The 14,152-nt window shown below is 65.7% G+C and carries 9 protein-coding genes and 3 pseudogenes; 11 read left to right on the top strand and 1 reads right to left on the bottom strand.

From position 1 onward, the window contains the following. Window positions 1-149 precede the first annotated feature (149 nt). The 11 genes and pseudogenes from CN538_RS10600 (at window position 150) to CN538_RS10555 (ending at window position 11,888) form a co-directional block, all read left to right on the top strand. Window positions 150-1,832: pseudogene (locus tag CN538_RS10600) on the top strand (peptide ABC transporter substrate-binding protein). 31 nt (window positions 1,833-1,863) lie between these two features. Further along, window positions 1,864-2,220: a hypothetical protein gene (locus tag CN538_RS10595; protein ID WP_106419400.1), complete on the top strand. Its 357-nt coding sequence runs from the start codon at window positions 1,864-1,866 to the stop codon at window positions 2,218-2,220. A gap of 250 nt (window positions 2,221-2,470) precedes the next feature. After that, window positions 2,471-2,797 carry a C40 family peptidase gene (locus tag CN538_RS20380; RefSeq protein ID WP_164999576.1) on the top strand — a complete coding sequence of 109 codons (327 nt, stop codon included), beginning with the start codon at window positions 2,471-2,473 and terminating at the stop codon, window positions 2,795-2,797. Window positions 2,798-3,149: 352 nt separating this feature from the next. Beyond that, on the top strand, window positions 3,150-4,745 hold the full coding sequence (locus tag CN538_RS10585) for a peptide ABC transporter substrate-binding protein (protein WP_106419398.1): 1,596 nt from the start codon (window positions 3,150-3,152) through the stop codon (window positions 4,743-4,745). Window positions 4,746-4,990: 245 nt separating this feature from the next. Beyond that, window positions 4,991-6,385, top strand: a complete 1,395-nt coding sequence (locus CN538_RS10580) for a peptide ABC transporter substrate-binding protein (RefSeq protein ID WP_242494984.1) — start codon at window positions 4,991-4,993, stop codon at window positions 6,383-6,385. A gap of 46 nt (window positions 6,386-6,431) precedes the next feature. Then, window positions 6,432-7,360, top strand: a pseudogene (oppB, locus tag CN538_RS10575) (oligopeptide ABC transporter permease OppB). 70 nt (window positions 7,361-7,430) lie between these two features. After that, a complete protein-coding gene (locus CN538_RS10570; protein ID WP_106419397.1) occupies window positions 7,431-8,402 on the top strand; it encodes an ABC transporter permease subunit in 972 nt (323 codons plus the stop codon). Window positions 8,403-8,411: 9 nt separating this feature from the next. Beyond that, the gene (locus CN538_RS20375) at window positions 8,412-8,573 is read left to right on the top strand and encodes a hypothetical protein (protein ID WP_164999575.1); all 162 of its coding nucleotides are present in this window, start codon (window positions 8,412-8,414) and stop codon (window positions 8,571-8,573) included. After that, window positions 8,570-10,172: pseudogene (locus CN538_RS10565) on the top strand (ABC transporter ATP-binding protein). The gene CN538_RS20375 and the pseudogene CN538_RS10565 overlap by 4 nt, the downstream one beginning before the upstream one ends. Window positions 10,173-10,391: 219 nt before the next feature. After that, complete coding sequence (locus tag CN538_RS10560; RefSeq protein WP_106419396.1) at window positions 10,392-10,694, top strand: hypothetical protein; 303 nt, start codon at window positions 10,392-10,394, stop codon at window positions 10,692-10,694. Window positions 10,695-10,787: 93 nt separating this feature from the next. After that, window positions 10,788-11,888, top strand: coding sequence for a porin (locus CN538_RS10555; protein WP_242494982.1), 1,101 nt, complete (start codon window positions 10,788-10,790; stop codon window positions 11,886-11,888). Between the two features lie 260 nt (window positions 11,889-12,148). Here the strand turns inward: CN538_RS10555 and rpoD are convergent, their stop codons facing one another. Continuing rightward, window positions 12,149-14,011 carry an RNA polymerase sigma factor RpoD gene (gene rpoD / locus CN538_RS10550; RefSeq protein ID WP_106419394.1) on the bottom strand — a complete coding sequence of 621 codons (1,863 nt, stop codon included), beginning with the start codon at window positions 14,009-14,011 and terminating at the stop codon, window positions 12,149-12,151. Between the last annotated feature and the right edge of the window lie 141 nt (window positions 14,012-14,152).

Genomic DNA, 14,152 nt, shown 5'->3' with positions numbered 1-14,152 from the left:
CCTGACTACGCCCGGCGCTGCATTCCCGCGCACCGCAGCGCTCTCTAAAGCCCACGCCGCAGCGCTCGCTGCATGCCGTCCGGCCTGCTATGCATGAGATGAAATACGTCATCGAGCATTTGAATTAGACGCGCCACGCCGATCACGCGATGGTGTGGCATCGGCCGCTTGCCGGGCACTGTTCGAGAAGTCTACGGGGCGCGCCACAACAACAAACACATTCGGAGACATCGACGATGCCCTTCCCCGCTCTTCCCCGCGGCCTCTATGCCGTCAGTGCCCTTGCGCTCGCCATCGGCAGCCTCGCCGGCCCGGTCCAGGCCCGAGACGCTCAATATCGGCGTTCAGGGCGAACTCGCCTCCTTCGACACCTCTCAAGTGTCAGGCGGGGTGTGGGAATCCCAGGTACTGATGGATGTCTTCGAAGGCCTGGTCGTGCAATCACCGACAGGCGAGCTGCTACGGGTATGGCGACGCGCTGGGAGGTCTCCGACGACGGCAAGACCTATACCTTCCATCTGCGCGACAACGCCAAGTGGTCGGACGGCGAGCCGGTCACCGCCGAGGATTTCGTGTTCGGCTGGCAGCACCTGCTGGCGCCCAAGAACGCCTCCAAGTACGCCTACATGCTCTATCCGATCGCCAACGCCGAGGCGATCAACACCGGCAAGCAGCCGGCCGAGAGCCTGGGCGCCCAAATCGCTGGATAACGGCAAGACCCTCGAGGTGACCCTCAATCACCCGACGCCCTATTTCTGCAGCTGCTGACCCACTACACCGCCTATCCGGTGCCCAAGCATCTGGTCGACAAGTACGGCCGCGACTGGGTCAAGCTGGACCACATTGCCACCAATGGTGCCTTTCATCCGGTGCAGTGGGTGTCGCAGTCTCGCATCAGCGTCGAGAAGAGCCCGACCTACTATGACGCCGACGAGGTCGCGCTGGACGGGGTCAACTACTACACCACCGAGGATCGAAACGCCGGTATCTCGCGTTTCCGCGCCGGCGAACTGGACGTGCTGGGACTATCCCCCAGTCGCTATCAATGGCTCAAGGAGAACCTGCCCGACGCCACGCACATGAGCCCGATGCTCGGCTCCTACTACTACGTGCTCAATCATCGCGACGGACATCCGACAACCGACAAGCGGGTCCGCGAAGCGCTCAATCTGGCGATCCGACGTAACGTCATCTCGCAGCAGATCATGGCGGGCTCGTTCAAGGCATCAACCGGGCTGGTGCCACCGGGCACCAACCATTACCAGGCCCAACATATGGATCTGGGCAGCGACGATATGAACGCACGCATGGCCAAGGCCAAGGCGCTGCTCGAGGAGGCCGGCTATGGCCCCGACCATCCGCTGACGCTGCGCCTGCGCTACAACACCAGCGACGAGCACAAGAAGATCGCCATTGCCGTGGCGGCGATGTGGAAACCGCTCGGCGTCGACGTACAGATGATCAACTCCGAAGCCACGGTCCACTACCAAACGATTGCCCAGGGGGATTTCGATGTCGCCCGGGCAGGCTGGATCGCCGACTACAACGACGCCGAGAACTTTCTCACCCTGCTGCATACCGGGGTGGGTAACAACTACGGCGCCTACTCCAACCCCGCCTACGACAAGCTCATGGATCAGGCAGCGCAGACCCTGGATCTGGATGCGCGCGAAAAGCTGCTCGAGCAGGCCGAAGATCTGGCGCTGAACGATTACGCACTGGTACCCCTGCTCATCTACGTCACCCGCAATCTGGTCAATCCTAAGCTTCAGGGCTGGGAGGACAATGTCGAGGACGACCATCCGTCACGCTGGGTGAGCTTCAAGGACTGAGCGCACGCGCGCCGCACCGGGGGAACCGAGCATGCCGCGTATCGCCGTCTCCGTCGCCGGCCTGTGGCGCTCACCGCAGGCCGTCCGCCCCATCGATGACTCGGCGCTGGCGGCGCCGGTCCAGCTCGAGCGCTGGCTGGCGGCACTCGATGACGACACCCGCCTGGCGCTGTGCCGCGACAAATTGCTGGTCAGCCAGGTGCTGTTCGATACCCCAGTGACGGTGCTCGAACGCACCATCGACGCCGCCGGCCGTGAGTGGTGCCGGGTGGTGGTGCCGAGCCAAGCGAGCACCCTCGATCCGCGCGGCTACCCCGGCTGGCTGCCGGCAGCGCAGCTCGCGAGAACGTCGACGAGGGCGAGGGTGAAATCGAGGGTGAGGTGGTAGTCACGGCGCCGTGCACCGAGCTGGTGATGACATCCCCGCAACGCGGCCGGCCCGAGGCCGACCGGCTGGCACTGAGCTTTATGACCCGGCTGCGTCGGCTGACCGTGACGGCGACACGGGTCGAGGTGATGTCACCGCTGGGCCGTGGCTGGCTGCCGCGCGACAGCGTACGGCTGGCGGAGACCCCGCAGCCCGCGGATGCCGCCACCCTGGCCCGGCTGGGCCAACGCTTCGAGGGGCTGCGCTATCTGTGGGCGGCAATTCGAGCTTCGGCTATGACTGCTCGGGGCTGGTGCATAGCTTATTCGCGGCGGTCGGGATCGCGCTGCCGCGGGACGCCGGCGATCAGCTCGCCAGCGGCACGCGGGTGGCTCTGGAGGCACGCCGCGCCGGCGACCTGCTCTACTTCGAGAAGCCGGATGCCAGCGGGCGCCCGGTGGTCGACCACGTGGGGCTCTATCTGGGTGACGACACCCTGCTACACGCGCCGACCAACAACGCCCGCGTCGAGCGCCGCCGGCTCAGCGGCAGCCACTATGCCGAGCAGTTGTGTGCGGTACGCCGCCACCTCGACTGAGTAAGCCGCCGCAAGCAGACCCCGGAGAGCCCTCAGCGATGTATGTATAGAGAGCCCTCAGCGCTATATCGATAGAGAGCTCTCAGCGCTATATCGATAGAGAGCTCTCAGCGCTATATCGATAGAGAGCCTTCAGCGCTGTTACAGAGAGCCCTCAGCGCTGTATCGATAGAGAGCCTTCAGCGCTGTTACAGAGAGCCCTCAGCGCTGTATCGATAGAGAGCCCCAGCGCTATCGAGTGCCGGCCTCTCCGGGATGACATAGGATCGAGACGGGTAAGGCGTCCATACCACGCGCCCGGGCGGTGCAGCCGCGAACGCTGCGCCTCGCATAACAACACAAGGACTCGATCATGTTCGATTCACGCACACGCCGTTTCACGGCCCGCTGCCTCCCGCTGCTGCTGGGGGCACTGTCGCTCTCCGCCCCGGTCGCGGCAGCGACACTGGCCATCGGCATCCAGGGTGAGCCCGCCTCGCTGGACAGCGCGCGCATCGGCGGTACCACCTGGGAGAACGACGTGCTGGGCGATCTGTTCGAGGGGCTGGTCACCCTCGACCCGGCCGGTCACTATGTCCCCGGCGTCGCCCGCAGCTGGGAAGTCAGCGACGACGGCAAGACCTACACCTTTCACCTGCGTGACGATGCCGACTGGTCGGACGGCCAGCCGGTGGTGGCGGCGGACTTCGTGCTTGCCTTCCAGCGCCTGTTCGACCCGGCCAACGGTGCCGTCTACGCCAATCTGTTCTACCCCATCCGCGGCGCCGAAGCGCGCACCAAGGGCGCCACCGACGCACCACCGCTGGGCGTCGTCGCGGTCGACGCCAAGACGCTTCAGATCACCCTCGAGCGCCCTACGCCCTACTTCACCACGCTGCTGGCGCATATCGCCGCCTCACCGGTGCCGGCCCACGTGGTCGAGCGCTACGGCGATGCCTGGACCCAGATGGACCACATCGTCACCAACGGCGCCTTCACCCCCACATCGTGGGTCTCCCACGACCATATCGCGGCACGCAAGAACCCCGAGTTCCATGCTGCCGCCGAAGTCACCCTCGATGGCGTCGACTACTACCCGGTGGAGGATCGCAGCGCCGCGCTGCAGCGCTTCCGCGCCGGGGGCCTGGATATCGTCCGTGACTTCTCGCCGGATCGCTATCAGTGGCTGCAAGACAACCTGCCCGACGCCGTCCATCTGGCGCCGCAACTCGCCAACTACTACTTCGCGCTCAACCAGCGCGATGGCCATCCGACGGCCGACAAGCGTGTGCGCGAGGCGCTCAATCTGGCCATCCGCCGCGACGTGATCGCCCAGCAGATCATGGGTGGCGTGGTCGCCCCGGCCAGCGGCTTCGTTCCCGGCGGCGTCGCCCACTACGACGCCCAGCGCATGCCCGGCCTGGACAGGCCGAGAGATGAGCGGATCGCTCAGGCCAGGAGCCTGCTCGAAGACGCCGGCTACGGCCCGGATCACCCGCTCGAACTGACCCTGCGCTACTCCACCACCGAGGCCAACAAGCGCATCGCCGTAGCACTGGCGGCGATGTGGCAGCCGCTGGGGGTGAAGACGCAGCTGATCAACGCCGAGGGCGCGGTCCACTATGCCGAGCTTGCCAACGGCAACTTCGACGTGGGCCGTGCCAGTTGGGTCGCCGACTTCGACGACGCCAGCAACTTCCTCGGCATCCTGCAGAGCGATGCGCCCAAGAACTACGGCGGCTATCGCAGCCCGGCGTTCGACGCGCTGATGCGCGCGGCCAGCCAGGAGATCGACGCCGATGCCCGCCAGCAGCTGCTCGAACAGGCCGAGCGCCAGGCCCTGGGCGACTACGCCATGGCGCCGATCTACGTCGACGTCTCGCGCAACCTGGTCGCCCCCAACCTGTCGGGCTGGCAGGACAACGCGCTCAATCGCCATCTGTCGCGCTGGCTTTCCCGCGACGACTGACATTCACCCCGCCGCCGGAGAGCGATGATCCGCGCGGCGGCCCAACAAGAACGCCAAGACGATGCTTTCACGACAACTCATTGCCGCCCTCGGCGGACTCGCGCTCGGCGCCCTGGCCAGCTCGGCCCAGGCCTTCAGCGTCAATATCGCCAACAACGCCGAGCCAGGCACCCTCGACCCGCAGAAGACCAACGGCACCTGGGAGACGCGCATCACCCGCGCGCTGTTCGAGGGGCTGGTCACCTATGCCGCCGACGGCAGTCTGGTACCGGGGCGCCGAGCGCTGGGAGATCAGCGCCGACGGCAAGACCTACACCTTTCACCTGCGCGATGCCGAATGGTCCGATGGCGAACCGATCACCGCCGAGGACGCGGCGTTCGCCCTGCGTCGGGTGCTCGAACCGGCCATCGCCAATCATAACGCCAACCTCTACTACCCCATCGTCGGCGCGCGGGCGATCAACGCCGGCGAGGCGGACCCGGCAAGCCTGGGCGTGGAGACGCCGGATGCCCACACGCTGAAGATCCACCTGACCCAGCCCACCGCCTGGTTCCTGCAAGCGCTGGCGATGACCGAAGCGGCGCCACTGCCGGCACACGCCATCGAGGCCGCCGGCGAGCACTGGGTCGAGCCGGGCAAGACGGTCTCCAGCGGCGCCTTCACCCTGAGCGAATGGCAGCCCCAGGCGCGCATCGTGATCGCCAAGAACCCGCACTTCCATGCTGCCCAGAACGTCGCCCTGGATCAGGCCACCTTCTACCCGATCGACGACGCCGGCTCGGCGCTCAACCGTTTCCGCACCGGCGAGATGGATATCGCCTACTCCAGCGTGCCATCGTCGCGCTTCGCCTGGGCCAAGCAGAATCTGGCGGACGCGCTGCGTGTGGGCCCGCTGACGGCGGAGTACTTCTACATGTTCAACCTGCACGACGGCCAGCCGCTGGCCGACCGTCGCGTGCGCGAAGCACTCAACCTGGCAGTGCGCCGCAAGGTGATCACCGGCCAGATCCTGGGCCAGGGGCAGACGCCCTCGACCTGGTTCGTGCCGCGCGGCACCGCCAACGCGCCGAGCGGCCAGATGGCCTTCGCCGACATGCCGATGGAAGCCCGCCTGACCCGCGCCCGGCAGCTGATGAAAGCGGCCGGCTACGGCCCCGATCATCCGCTGCGGCTGACGCTCAACTACAACACCCTCGAGGATCACAAGAAGATCGCGGTAGCGGTGGCGGCGATGTGGAAGCCGCTGGGGGTCGAGGTCGCGCTGGTCAACTCGGAGGCCGCGGTGCACTACGCCACCATTCGCCAGGGCAAGTTCGAGGTCGCCCGCTACGGCATGGTGGCGACGATCAACGACCCGTTCGATTTCCTCGGCTCCTACGCCGACAACGGCTCAGCCAGCCGCGCCAGCGGCTATCACGACGCCGAGTATGACGCCCTGGTGGCCAGAAGCACCGGCGAGCTCGACCCGGCGACGCGCCAGCGCACCCTGACCCAGGCGCAGCAGCGGCTGCTCGATGACTACGCCCTGCTGCCGCTCTACGACTACGTTTCCGTGCATCTGGTCTCGCCTAGGCTCGGCGGCTGGCAGAGCAACCCGATGGACGTCCACCCGCTGCGTTATCTCGAGGAGCGCGACTGATGATCGATGCCCAGACCCCGCCATGCGCGCCGCGAGGTGCCCCGGCATGTTGAGCTACACCCTCAAGCGGCTGCTGATGGCGATCCCCACGCTGCTGATCGTGATCACCATCTCGTTCTTCCTGATGCGGGTGGCCCCGGGCGGGCCGTTCGACGGCGAGCGCCAGCTGCCGCCGGAGATCGAGGCCAACCTCAAGGCGGCCTACCATCTCGACGAGCCGCTGCCGATGCAGTATTTGCGCTACATGGGCAATCTGCTCCAAAGGCGATTTCGGGCCCTCGTTCAAGTACAAGGACTTCAGCGTCACCGAGCTGATCATGCAGGGCTTCCCGGTGAGCCTGGAGATCGGCGGGCTGGCGATCCTGCTGGCCTTGATGATCGGCCTGCCGCTGGGGATCGCCGCGGCGATCAGGCGCAACTCCACCGTCGACTATCTGGTCATGGGCACGGCGCTGACCGGCATTGCGGTGCCCAATTTCGTCATCGCGCCGATCTTCGCCCTAGTCTTCGGCGTGCTGCTGGCGTGGCTGCCTGCCGGCGGCTGGAACGGCGGCGCCTGGCCCCAACCTGGTGCTGCCGGTGGTGGCGCTGTCGATCCAGCAGATCGCCTACATCGCGCGCATGATGCGCGCCAGCATGATCGAGACCCTGGGCAGCCACTTCATCCGCACCGCCCGCGCCAAGGGGCTCTCCGAACGCGAAGTGATCTGGCGTCACGCCATCCGCCCGGCGATGCTGCCGGTGGTCTCCTACCTCGGCCCGGCGATCGCCGGGATCATCACCGGCTCGGTGGTGATCGAGCAGATCTTCGGCATCCCCGGCATCGGTCGCTATTTCGTGCAGGGGGCGCTCAATCGCGACTACACCCTGGTGATGGGCACCGTGGTCTTCTACGGCGTGCTGATCGTACTGATGAACCTGATCGTCGATCTGCTCTATTCCGCGCTCGACCCGCAAATTCGTTACGACGACTGAGCCATGACCCTGTACTTCACGACAGCTCCTTCACGCCCATCCCATCACGACAACCACAGGGAGGCCGCCAATGACATCCGACGCCAAGCCCTATAGCGGCGCACGCGACAACGCCGCCCCGCTGCCCGCCGGCGGCCCCAATCCGCCGCCGGGACCGGACCCCACGCCTGACCCGCGCGCCGCGGACGCACCAGTGGGCGAAAGCCTGGCCAAGGATGCCTGGCGCCGGCTGACCCAGAACCGCGCGGCGATGGCCAGCCTGGGTCTGCTGATCGCCATCGTGGTGGTGTGCGTCGCCGGTCCCTGGTTTCTGCCCTGGGGCCTGGCCGAGGTCGACTGGAACGCCTTCGGCACCGGCCCGACGCTGGAAAATGCCCACTACCTGGGCACCGACGCCAACGGCCGCGATCTCTTGACCCGGGTGCTCTACGGCGGCCGAGTCTCGCTCTCGGTGGCGCTGGTGGCCTCGTTCGTCAGCTTGGTGATCGGGGTCCTCTACGGCGCCATCTCCGGCTATCTCGGCGGGCGGGTCGATAGCCTGATGATGCGCTTCGTCGACATCATGTACTCGCTGCCGTTCATGTTCCTGGTGATCCTGCTGATGGTGGTGTTCGGGCGCAATATCTTCCTGATCTACGCCGCCATCGGCGCGGTGGAGTGGCTCGACATGGCGCGTATCGTGCGCGGCCAGACTCTGGCCCTGAAGCGCCGCGAGTTCATCGAGGCGGCCCACGCCCTGGGCGTGCGCGACAGCAAGATCGTCACTCGACATCTGATCCCCAACGCCATCGGACCGGTGATCGTCTACGTCACCCTGACCGTGCCCAAGGTGATCCTGCTCGAGAGCTTCCTGTCGTTTCTGGGGCTCGGCGTGCAGGAGCCGCTGACCAGCTGGGGGGTACTGATCTCCGAAGGCGTCGACATGATGGAGAGCGCACCCTGGATGCTGCTGGTGCCGTCGTTCTTCCTCGCGGCCACGCTGTTCTGTCTCAACTTCCTGGGCGATGGGCTGCGTGACGCCCTCGATCCCAAGACCCGCTGAGGAGGACACATGCCTGCGCTCGACCAGCCCGTGCTCGGAATCCAAACGTTGAACAGCCGTTCAGGCTGCTCATTGAATACCCATCAACTCCGCACCTTCACGTCTGTTCGCCGCGGCTGGCCTTCGCTCGCCGATGTGTCGACGATCAACCCACTGAGAGACACGGCATGAGTTCGCTACTGGAAATCGACAAGCTCAGCGTGACCTTCCAGCTCCCCACCGGCGCGGTGACGGCGGTCAAGGAGGTCAGCTTGCGCATCGCCGAGGGCGAGACCCTGGCGCTGGTGGGCGAATCGGGCTCGGGCAAGTCGGTCACCTCGACCGCCACTCTGCGCCTGCTGCCGGAGCTGGCCCAGACCCAGGGCGCGATCCGCTTCGACGGCGAAGACCTGCTCGCGGTCACGCCCAGGCGCATGCGCCGCATTCGCGGCAACGACATCTCGATGATCTTTCAGGAGCCGATGACCTCGCTCAACCCGCTGCACCGGGTCGGGCGCCAGATCGGCGAGGTGCTGACCAAGCACAAGGGCCTGCACGGCAGCGCCAAGCGCCGCCGCGTGCTCGATCTGCTCGAACAGGTCGGCATCCCCGAGCCCGAGCGCGGCGTATCGACAGCTACCCCTACGAGCTCTCCGGCGGCCAGCGCCAGCGGGTGATGATCGCCATGGCGCTGGCCTGCGAACCGCGTCTGCTGATCGCCGACGAGCCGACCACGGCACTCGACGTGACGGTTCAGGCGCAGATCCTGGACCTGCTCAAGTCGCTGCAGGCCAAGTACGGCATGGCGATTCTGTTCATCACCCACGATCTGAGCATCGTGCGCCACTTCGCCGACAAGGTGTGCGTGATGCGCTACGGCGAAGTGGTCGAGAGCGGCGCCACCCAGACGGTGTTCGACGCCCCGAGCCACGACTACACGCGTATGCTGCTCGACGCGATCCCGCGCGGGCGCAAGACGCCCGCCCCGGCAGATTCGCCGGTGCTGCTGAGCGCACGCGACGTCAAGGTGCGCTTCGCGCTCAAGAAGCGTCTGTTCGGCAAGAGCGACTACTTCGAAGCGGTGCGTGGCATCGACCTCAGCATCCGCCGCGGCGAGACGTTGGGTATCGTCGGCGAGTCCGGCTCGGGCAAGTCGACCCTGGGCCGGGCGCTGCTGCGCCTGCTCAAGTCCGAGGGCGATATCCGCCTCGGGGAAACTGACCTCTCGGCGCTGGACAAGTCCGGCATGCGCCCGCTGCGCTCGCGCCTCCAGGTGGTCTTCCAGGACCCGTTCGGCTCGCTGTCGCCGCGCATGACCGTCGGCGACATCATCAGCGAAGGGCTCAAGGTGCACCACCCGGAGATGAACCGCCGCCAGCGCGAGGCCGAAGTGATCGCCGCCCTCGAAGAGGTCGCCCTCGACCCGGGGATGCGCAACCGATACCCCCACGAGTTCTCCGGCGGCCAGCGCCAGCGCATCGCCATCGCCCGCGCGCTGATCCTCACAAGCCGGAACTGCTGCTGCTCGACGAGCCGACCTCGGCGCTGGATCGCTCGGTGCAGGTGCGGGTGATCGACCTGCTGCGCAATCTGCAGCAGAAGTACGGCCTCACCTACCTGTTCATCAGCCACGACCTTTCGGTGGTGCGCGCGATCTCCGACGACGTGCTGGTGATGAAGGAGGGGCAAGTGATCGAGCAGGGCCCGACGGAGCAGCTCTTCTCTGCCCCCCGCGAGGCCTATACCCAGGCGCTGATCAAGGCCGCCTTCCTCGACGACGACGCGGCCTGAGATGACGCTGAGCGTGAGCGGCGGCGCCATCGGATAGGCGCCGCCGTTCGACCCGGGAGAGACACGCTGACAATAAACGACGGTTCGCACCGGATCTAATTGGTCCCAGACACCCAACAACGACTTTGGCCGCGCTTGCCCTGTGGCAGGCGCCACGGACAACTGCGGCGCGAAAAACGGGGTTTTACCCCTTCATCCACTCCTTCAAGGGAGACATCCATGACCACGACACAAGGTTTTTTGAGCGCCGCCATCCTGGTGGCACTGGCGGGCTGCCAGAACACGCTGCCGTTCGGCGACGGCGCCGGCAGCTTCGAGCGCGCCAAGCTGGAGGGCAGCGCGCCGCCGGCGCTGGTCGCGCAATTCCATCAGCTCGACAAGAACGGTGACGGCGTCATCGACCCGAGCGAGGCACGCTCGGACGCCGACCTGATGGGCGCCTTCGGCACCGCCGACCGCGACGGTGACCGCCAGCTATCGCTCGAAGAGTTCCTCGACAGCCAGGCCACCGAGGCGCCCTGATCTCCGGCTCCGGTAATTCCCTGGCTCACTTGGGAACCCCTTTTTCCTTCAACAATAAATAGGTAACGCTTCACCATGTACAACAAGACCCTCATGGCGAGTCTTCTCGCTACCGGCACGCTGCTGGCCAGCCAAACGGCCTTCGCTCTGACGCTCTACGAGACCGCGCAGGACAAGCTCACCTTCAGCGGGCGTATTGCCGCCGGCAGCAGCTTCGTCGACGATACCCACGACGACCATGACCCGACCAATGCCGGCTCCCGCGTACGCCTGATCCACGAACACAACTTCGCCGACGGCTGGTCGTCGATCGCCCGCGCCGAGTGGGCCTTCGACCCCTTCTTCGAGGATGGCACCGACAACCACTACAAGCGCCTGCTCTACGCCGGTGTCAGTAACGATGACTATGGCACCATCCTGATCGGTAAGCAGTATTCGCTGTGGTACAACATGGTCGCCTACTGGACCGACTGGTTCTGGTACAACGGCGCCACCGCCCAGGGCAGCTTCAACGGCGCCTCCAGCGACGGCGGCTTCGACGGTAACGGCCGCCCCGACAACGCCATCTCCTATCAGAATCGCTTTGGCGACTGGACCCTGGGGGTGCTCTACCAGACCTCGCGCAACGACGTACCCCGCTCGGTGGGCTACAGCGGCAATCTGGTCGACCTCGAGCGCAAGTACACCGCCCAGGGTGCCGCGGTCTATCAGCCGAGCGACGACTGGGCGTTCGGTCTGACCTACACCCACAGCGAGATCGACGGCGAACTCCAAGGCGGCAGCGACCGCGACGAGAACGTCGACGCCGGCCTGCTCGCGGCACGCTGGACCCCGGGTAACTGGTACTTCGCGCTGACCGCCGGCGAATACCACAACCTGGTTCGCGACAAGGCCTTCAAGGGTGTCGCCAACAGCGACGGCATCGTCGACGAGGCCCGCGGCTACGAGGGCGTGGCGCTCTACAACGTCAAACAGCAGGTCCCCGGCACGGTGCAGCTCTATACCGGCTTCAACCGCCTCGAGGATCGCGACTCCGACGCGCGCAGCGCCTTCTATCTCGCCGGCGCGGCCTGGCTGCTGTTCGACGACAATCTGATCCTCGCAGTGGAGCGCAAGTTCGACGACTCGCGCCGGGCCGATAACGGCGATACCGGCCACGACGAGACCGACCTGCTGGTGCGCTACGACTTCTGAACACCGCCGGTTCCGGGGCGAATGCCCCACTGCCCGATCGTTTGCCGCTGCCCCGCGCAGCGGCTTTTTCATGCGGCTCGTGTGGGAGTCCGAGCCCCCTATCCTCTGTCCGCGGGGCGTGGGGCGTGGGGCGTGGGGCGTGGGGCGTGGGGCGTGGGGCGTGGGGCGTGGGGCGTGGGAATGAGAGTACGCCGCGCCAACGAAAAAACCCCGGCAGCGCTGAGCTGCCGGGGTCGTCGAGGGGGCACGCAGCCCGGGTATTACTCGTCGAGGAACGAGCGCAGCGGCTCGGAGCGCGACGGATGACGCAGCTTGCGCAGCGCCTTGGCTTCGATCTGGCGAATACGCTCACGGGTGACGTCGAACTGCTTGCCGACCTCTTCCAGCGTGTGGTCGGTATTCATGTCGATACCGAAGCGCATGCGCAGCACCTTGGCCTCGCGCGCGGTGAGGCCGCCGAGCACGTTGCGAGTGGCTTCGATCAGGCCCTCGCCGGTGGCGGAGTCGATCGGCAGCACCATGGTGCTGTCCTCGATGAAGTCACCCAGGTGCGAGTCCTCGTCGTCGCCGATCGGCGTCTCCATGGAGATCGGCTCCTTGGCGATCTTGAGCACCTTGCGCACCTTGTCTTCCGGCATTTCCAGACGCTCGCCCAGCTCTTCCGGCGTCGGCTCGCGGCCCATCTCCTGCAACATCTGGCGCGAGACCCGGTTGAGCTTGTTGATCGTCTCGATCATGTGCACCGGGATACGGATGGTGCGCGCCTGGTCGGCGATCGAGCGGGTGATCGCCTGGCGAATCCACCAGGTGGCGTAGGTCGAGAACTTGTAGCCGCGGCGGTATTCGAACTTGTCCACCGCCTTCATCAGACCGATGTTGCCCTCCTGGATCAAATCCAGGAACTGCAGGCCGCGGTTGGTGTACTTCTTGGCGATCGAGATGACCAGACGCAGGTTGGCCTCGACCATTTCCTTCTTGGCCCGACGCGCCTTGGCCTCGCCGATCGAGAGACGGCGATTGACTTCCTTGAGCTGGCTCACCTGGAGCTGAACCATCTCCTCCTCGAAGCCGATCTTGCGCTGGGCACGCTGGACGTCACCACGGAACGGCGTGAGCCGATCGGCGTACTTGGCGTGCTTGGCCACGAACTCGTCGAACCAGGCGTCATGGGCTTCGTTGCCGAGGAAGGCGCCGATGAACGTCTTGCGCGGCACCTTACCCTGCTTGACGAACACCTGCATGATCGCCTTTTCCTGCTCGCGCACCTGCTCGACGCTGATGCGCACCTGGCCTACCAGGCGCTCGAAGTGCTTGGGCGAGAGCTTGATCGGCGAGAACAGCTCGGCCAGACGCGCAAGCTCGGCCTTAGCCGCATCGGCGTCGAAGCCGTGCTCGGCTACCGCCGCCTTGGCCGATTCGTTCTGCTGGCGGATCTGCTCGAAGCGTACACGCGCCTCTTCGGGATCGGGGCCGCCTTCGCTGGAGTTGTCGTCGCTGTCTTCTTCGTCTTCTTTGTCTTCGTCATCCTCGTCGTCGTCGTCACCCGCGGCGAGGCTGCTCTCTTCCACTTCCGGCATCTCGACCTCAGCGACGCCGGGGATGCCCTCATCGGGGTCGATGAAGCCGGAGAAGAGATCGGAGAGGCGGCCCGGGGCCTCCTCGTCCTGGGTCTGATCGTAGGCGGCAAGGATGGAGTCGACCGCGCCCGGCAGATAGGCCAGCGACGACATCACCTCGCGCAGGCCCTCCTCGATGCGCTTGGCGATCTCGATCTCGCCTTCCCGCGTCAGCAGTTCCACCGTCCCCATCTCACGCATGTACATGCGCACCGGGTCGGTGGTCCGTCCGACATCGCTCTCCACCGCGGCCAGGGCCGCGACCGCTTCCTCCGCCGCCGACTCGTCGGTGGAGTTGTCGGACATCATGAGGGTATCTTCGTCAGGCGCTTCCTCGACGACGTTAATCCCCATGTCATTGATCATGGAGATGATGTCTTCCACCTGATCGGGATCGGCGATATCTTCGGGGAGGTGATCGTTGACCTCGGCATAGGTCAGGAAGCCCTGCTCCTTGCCGCGTGCGATCAGCTCCTTCAAACGTGACTGCTGTGCGTGTCCAGCCATAGAAACCCTACTCGACGAAGAAGAATGAAGCACCTGGGGTGACAGCGAGACGCCCCAAAAGCCTGCTAGTATAGCGCGTACCGGCATTTTGCTGCCAGTATCTGTTTGCCTTGTCTGCCAGGTGTGCTAGTGTGTTTGGTT

The sequence above is a fragment of the Salinicola tamaricis genome (assembly GCF_003006155.1).
GTDB classification, from domain to species: domain Bacteria; phylum Pseudomonadota; class Gammaproteobacteria; order Pseudomonadales; family Halomonadaceae; genus Salinicola; species Salinicola tamaricis.
Note: the sequence above shows the minus strand (reverse complement) of the source record. Positions and strands in the feature narration are given on the sequence as shown.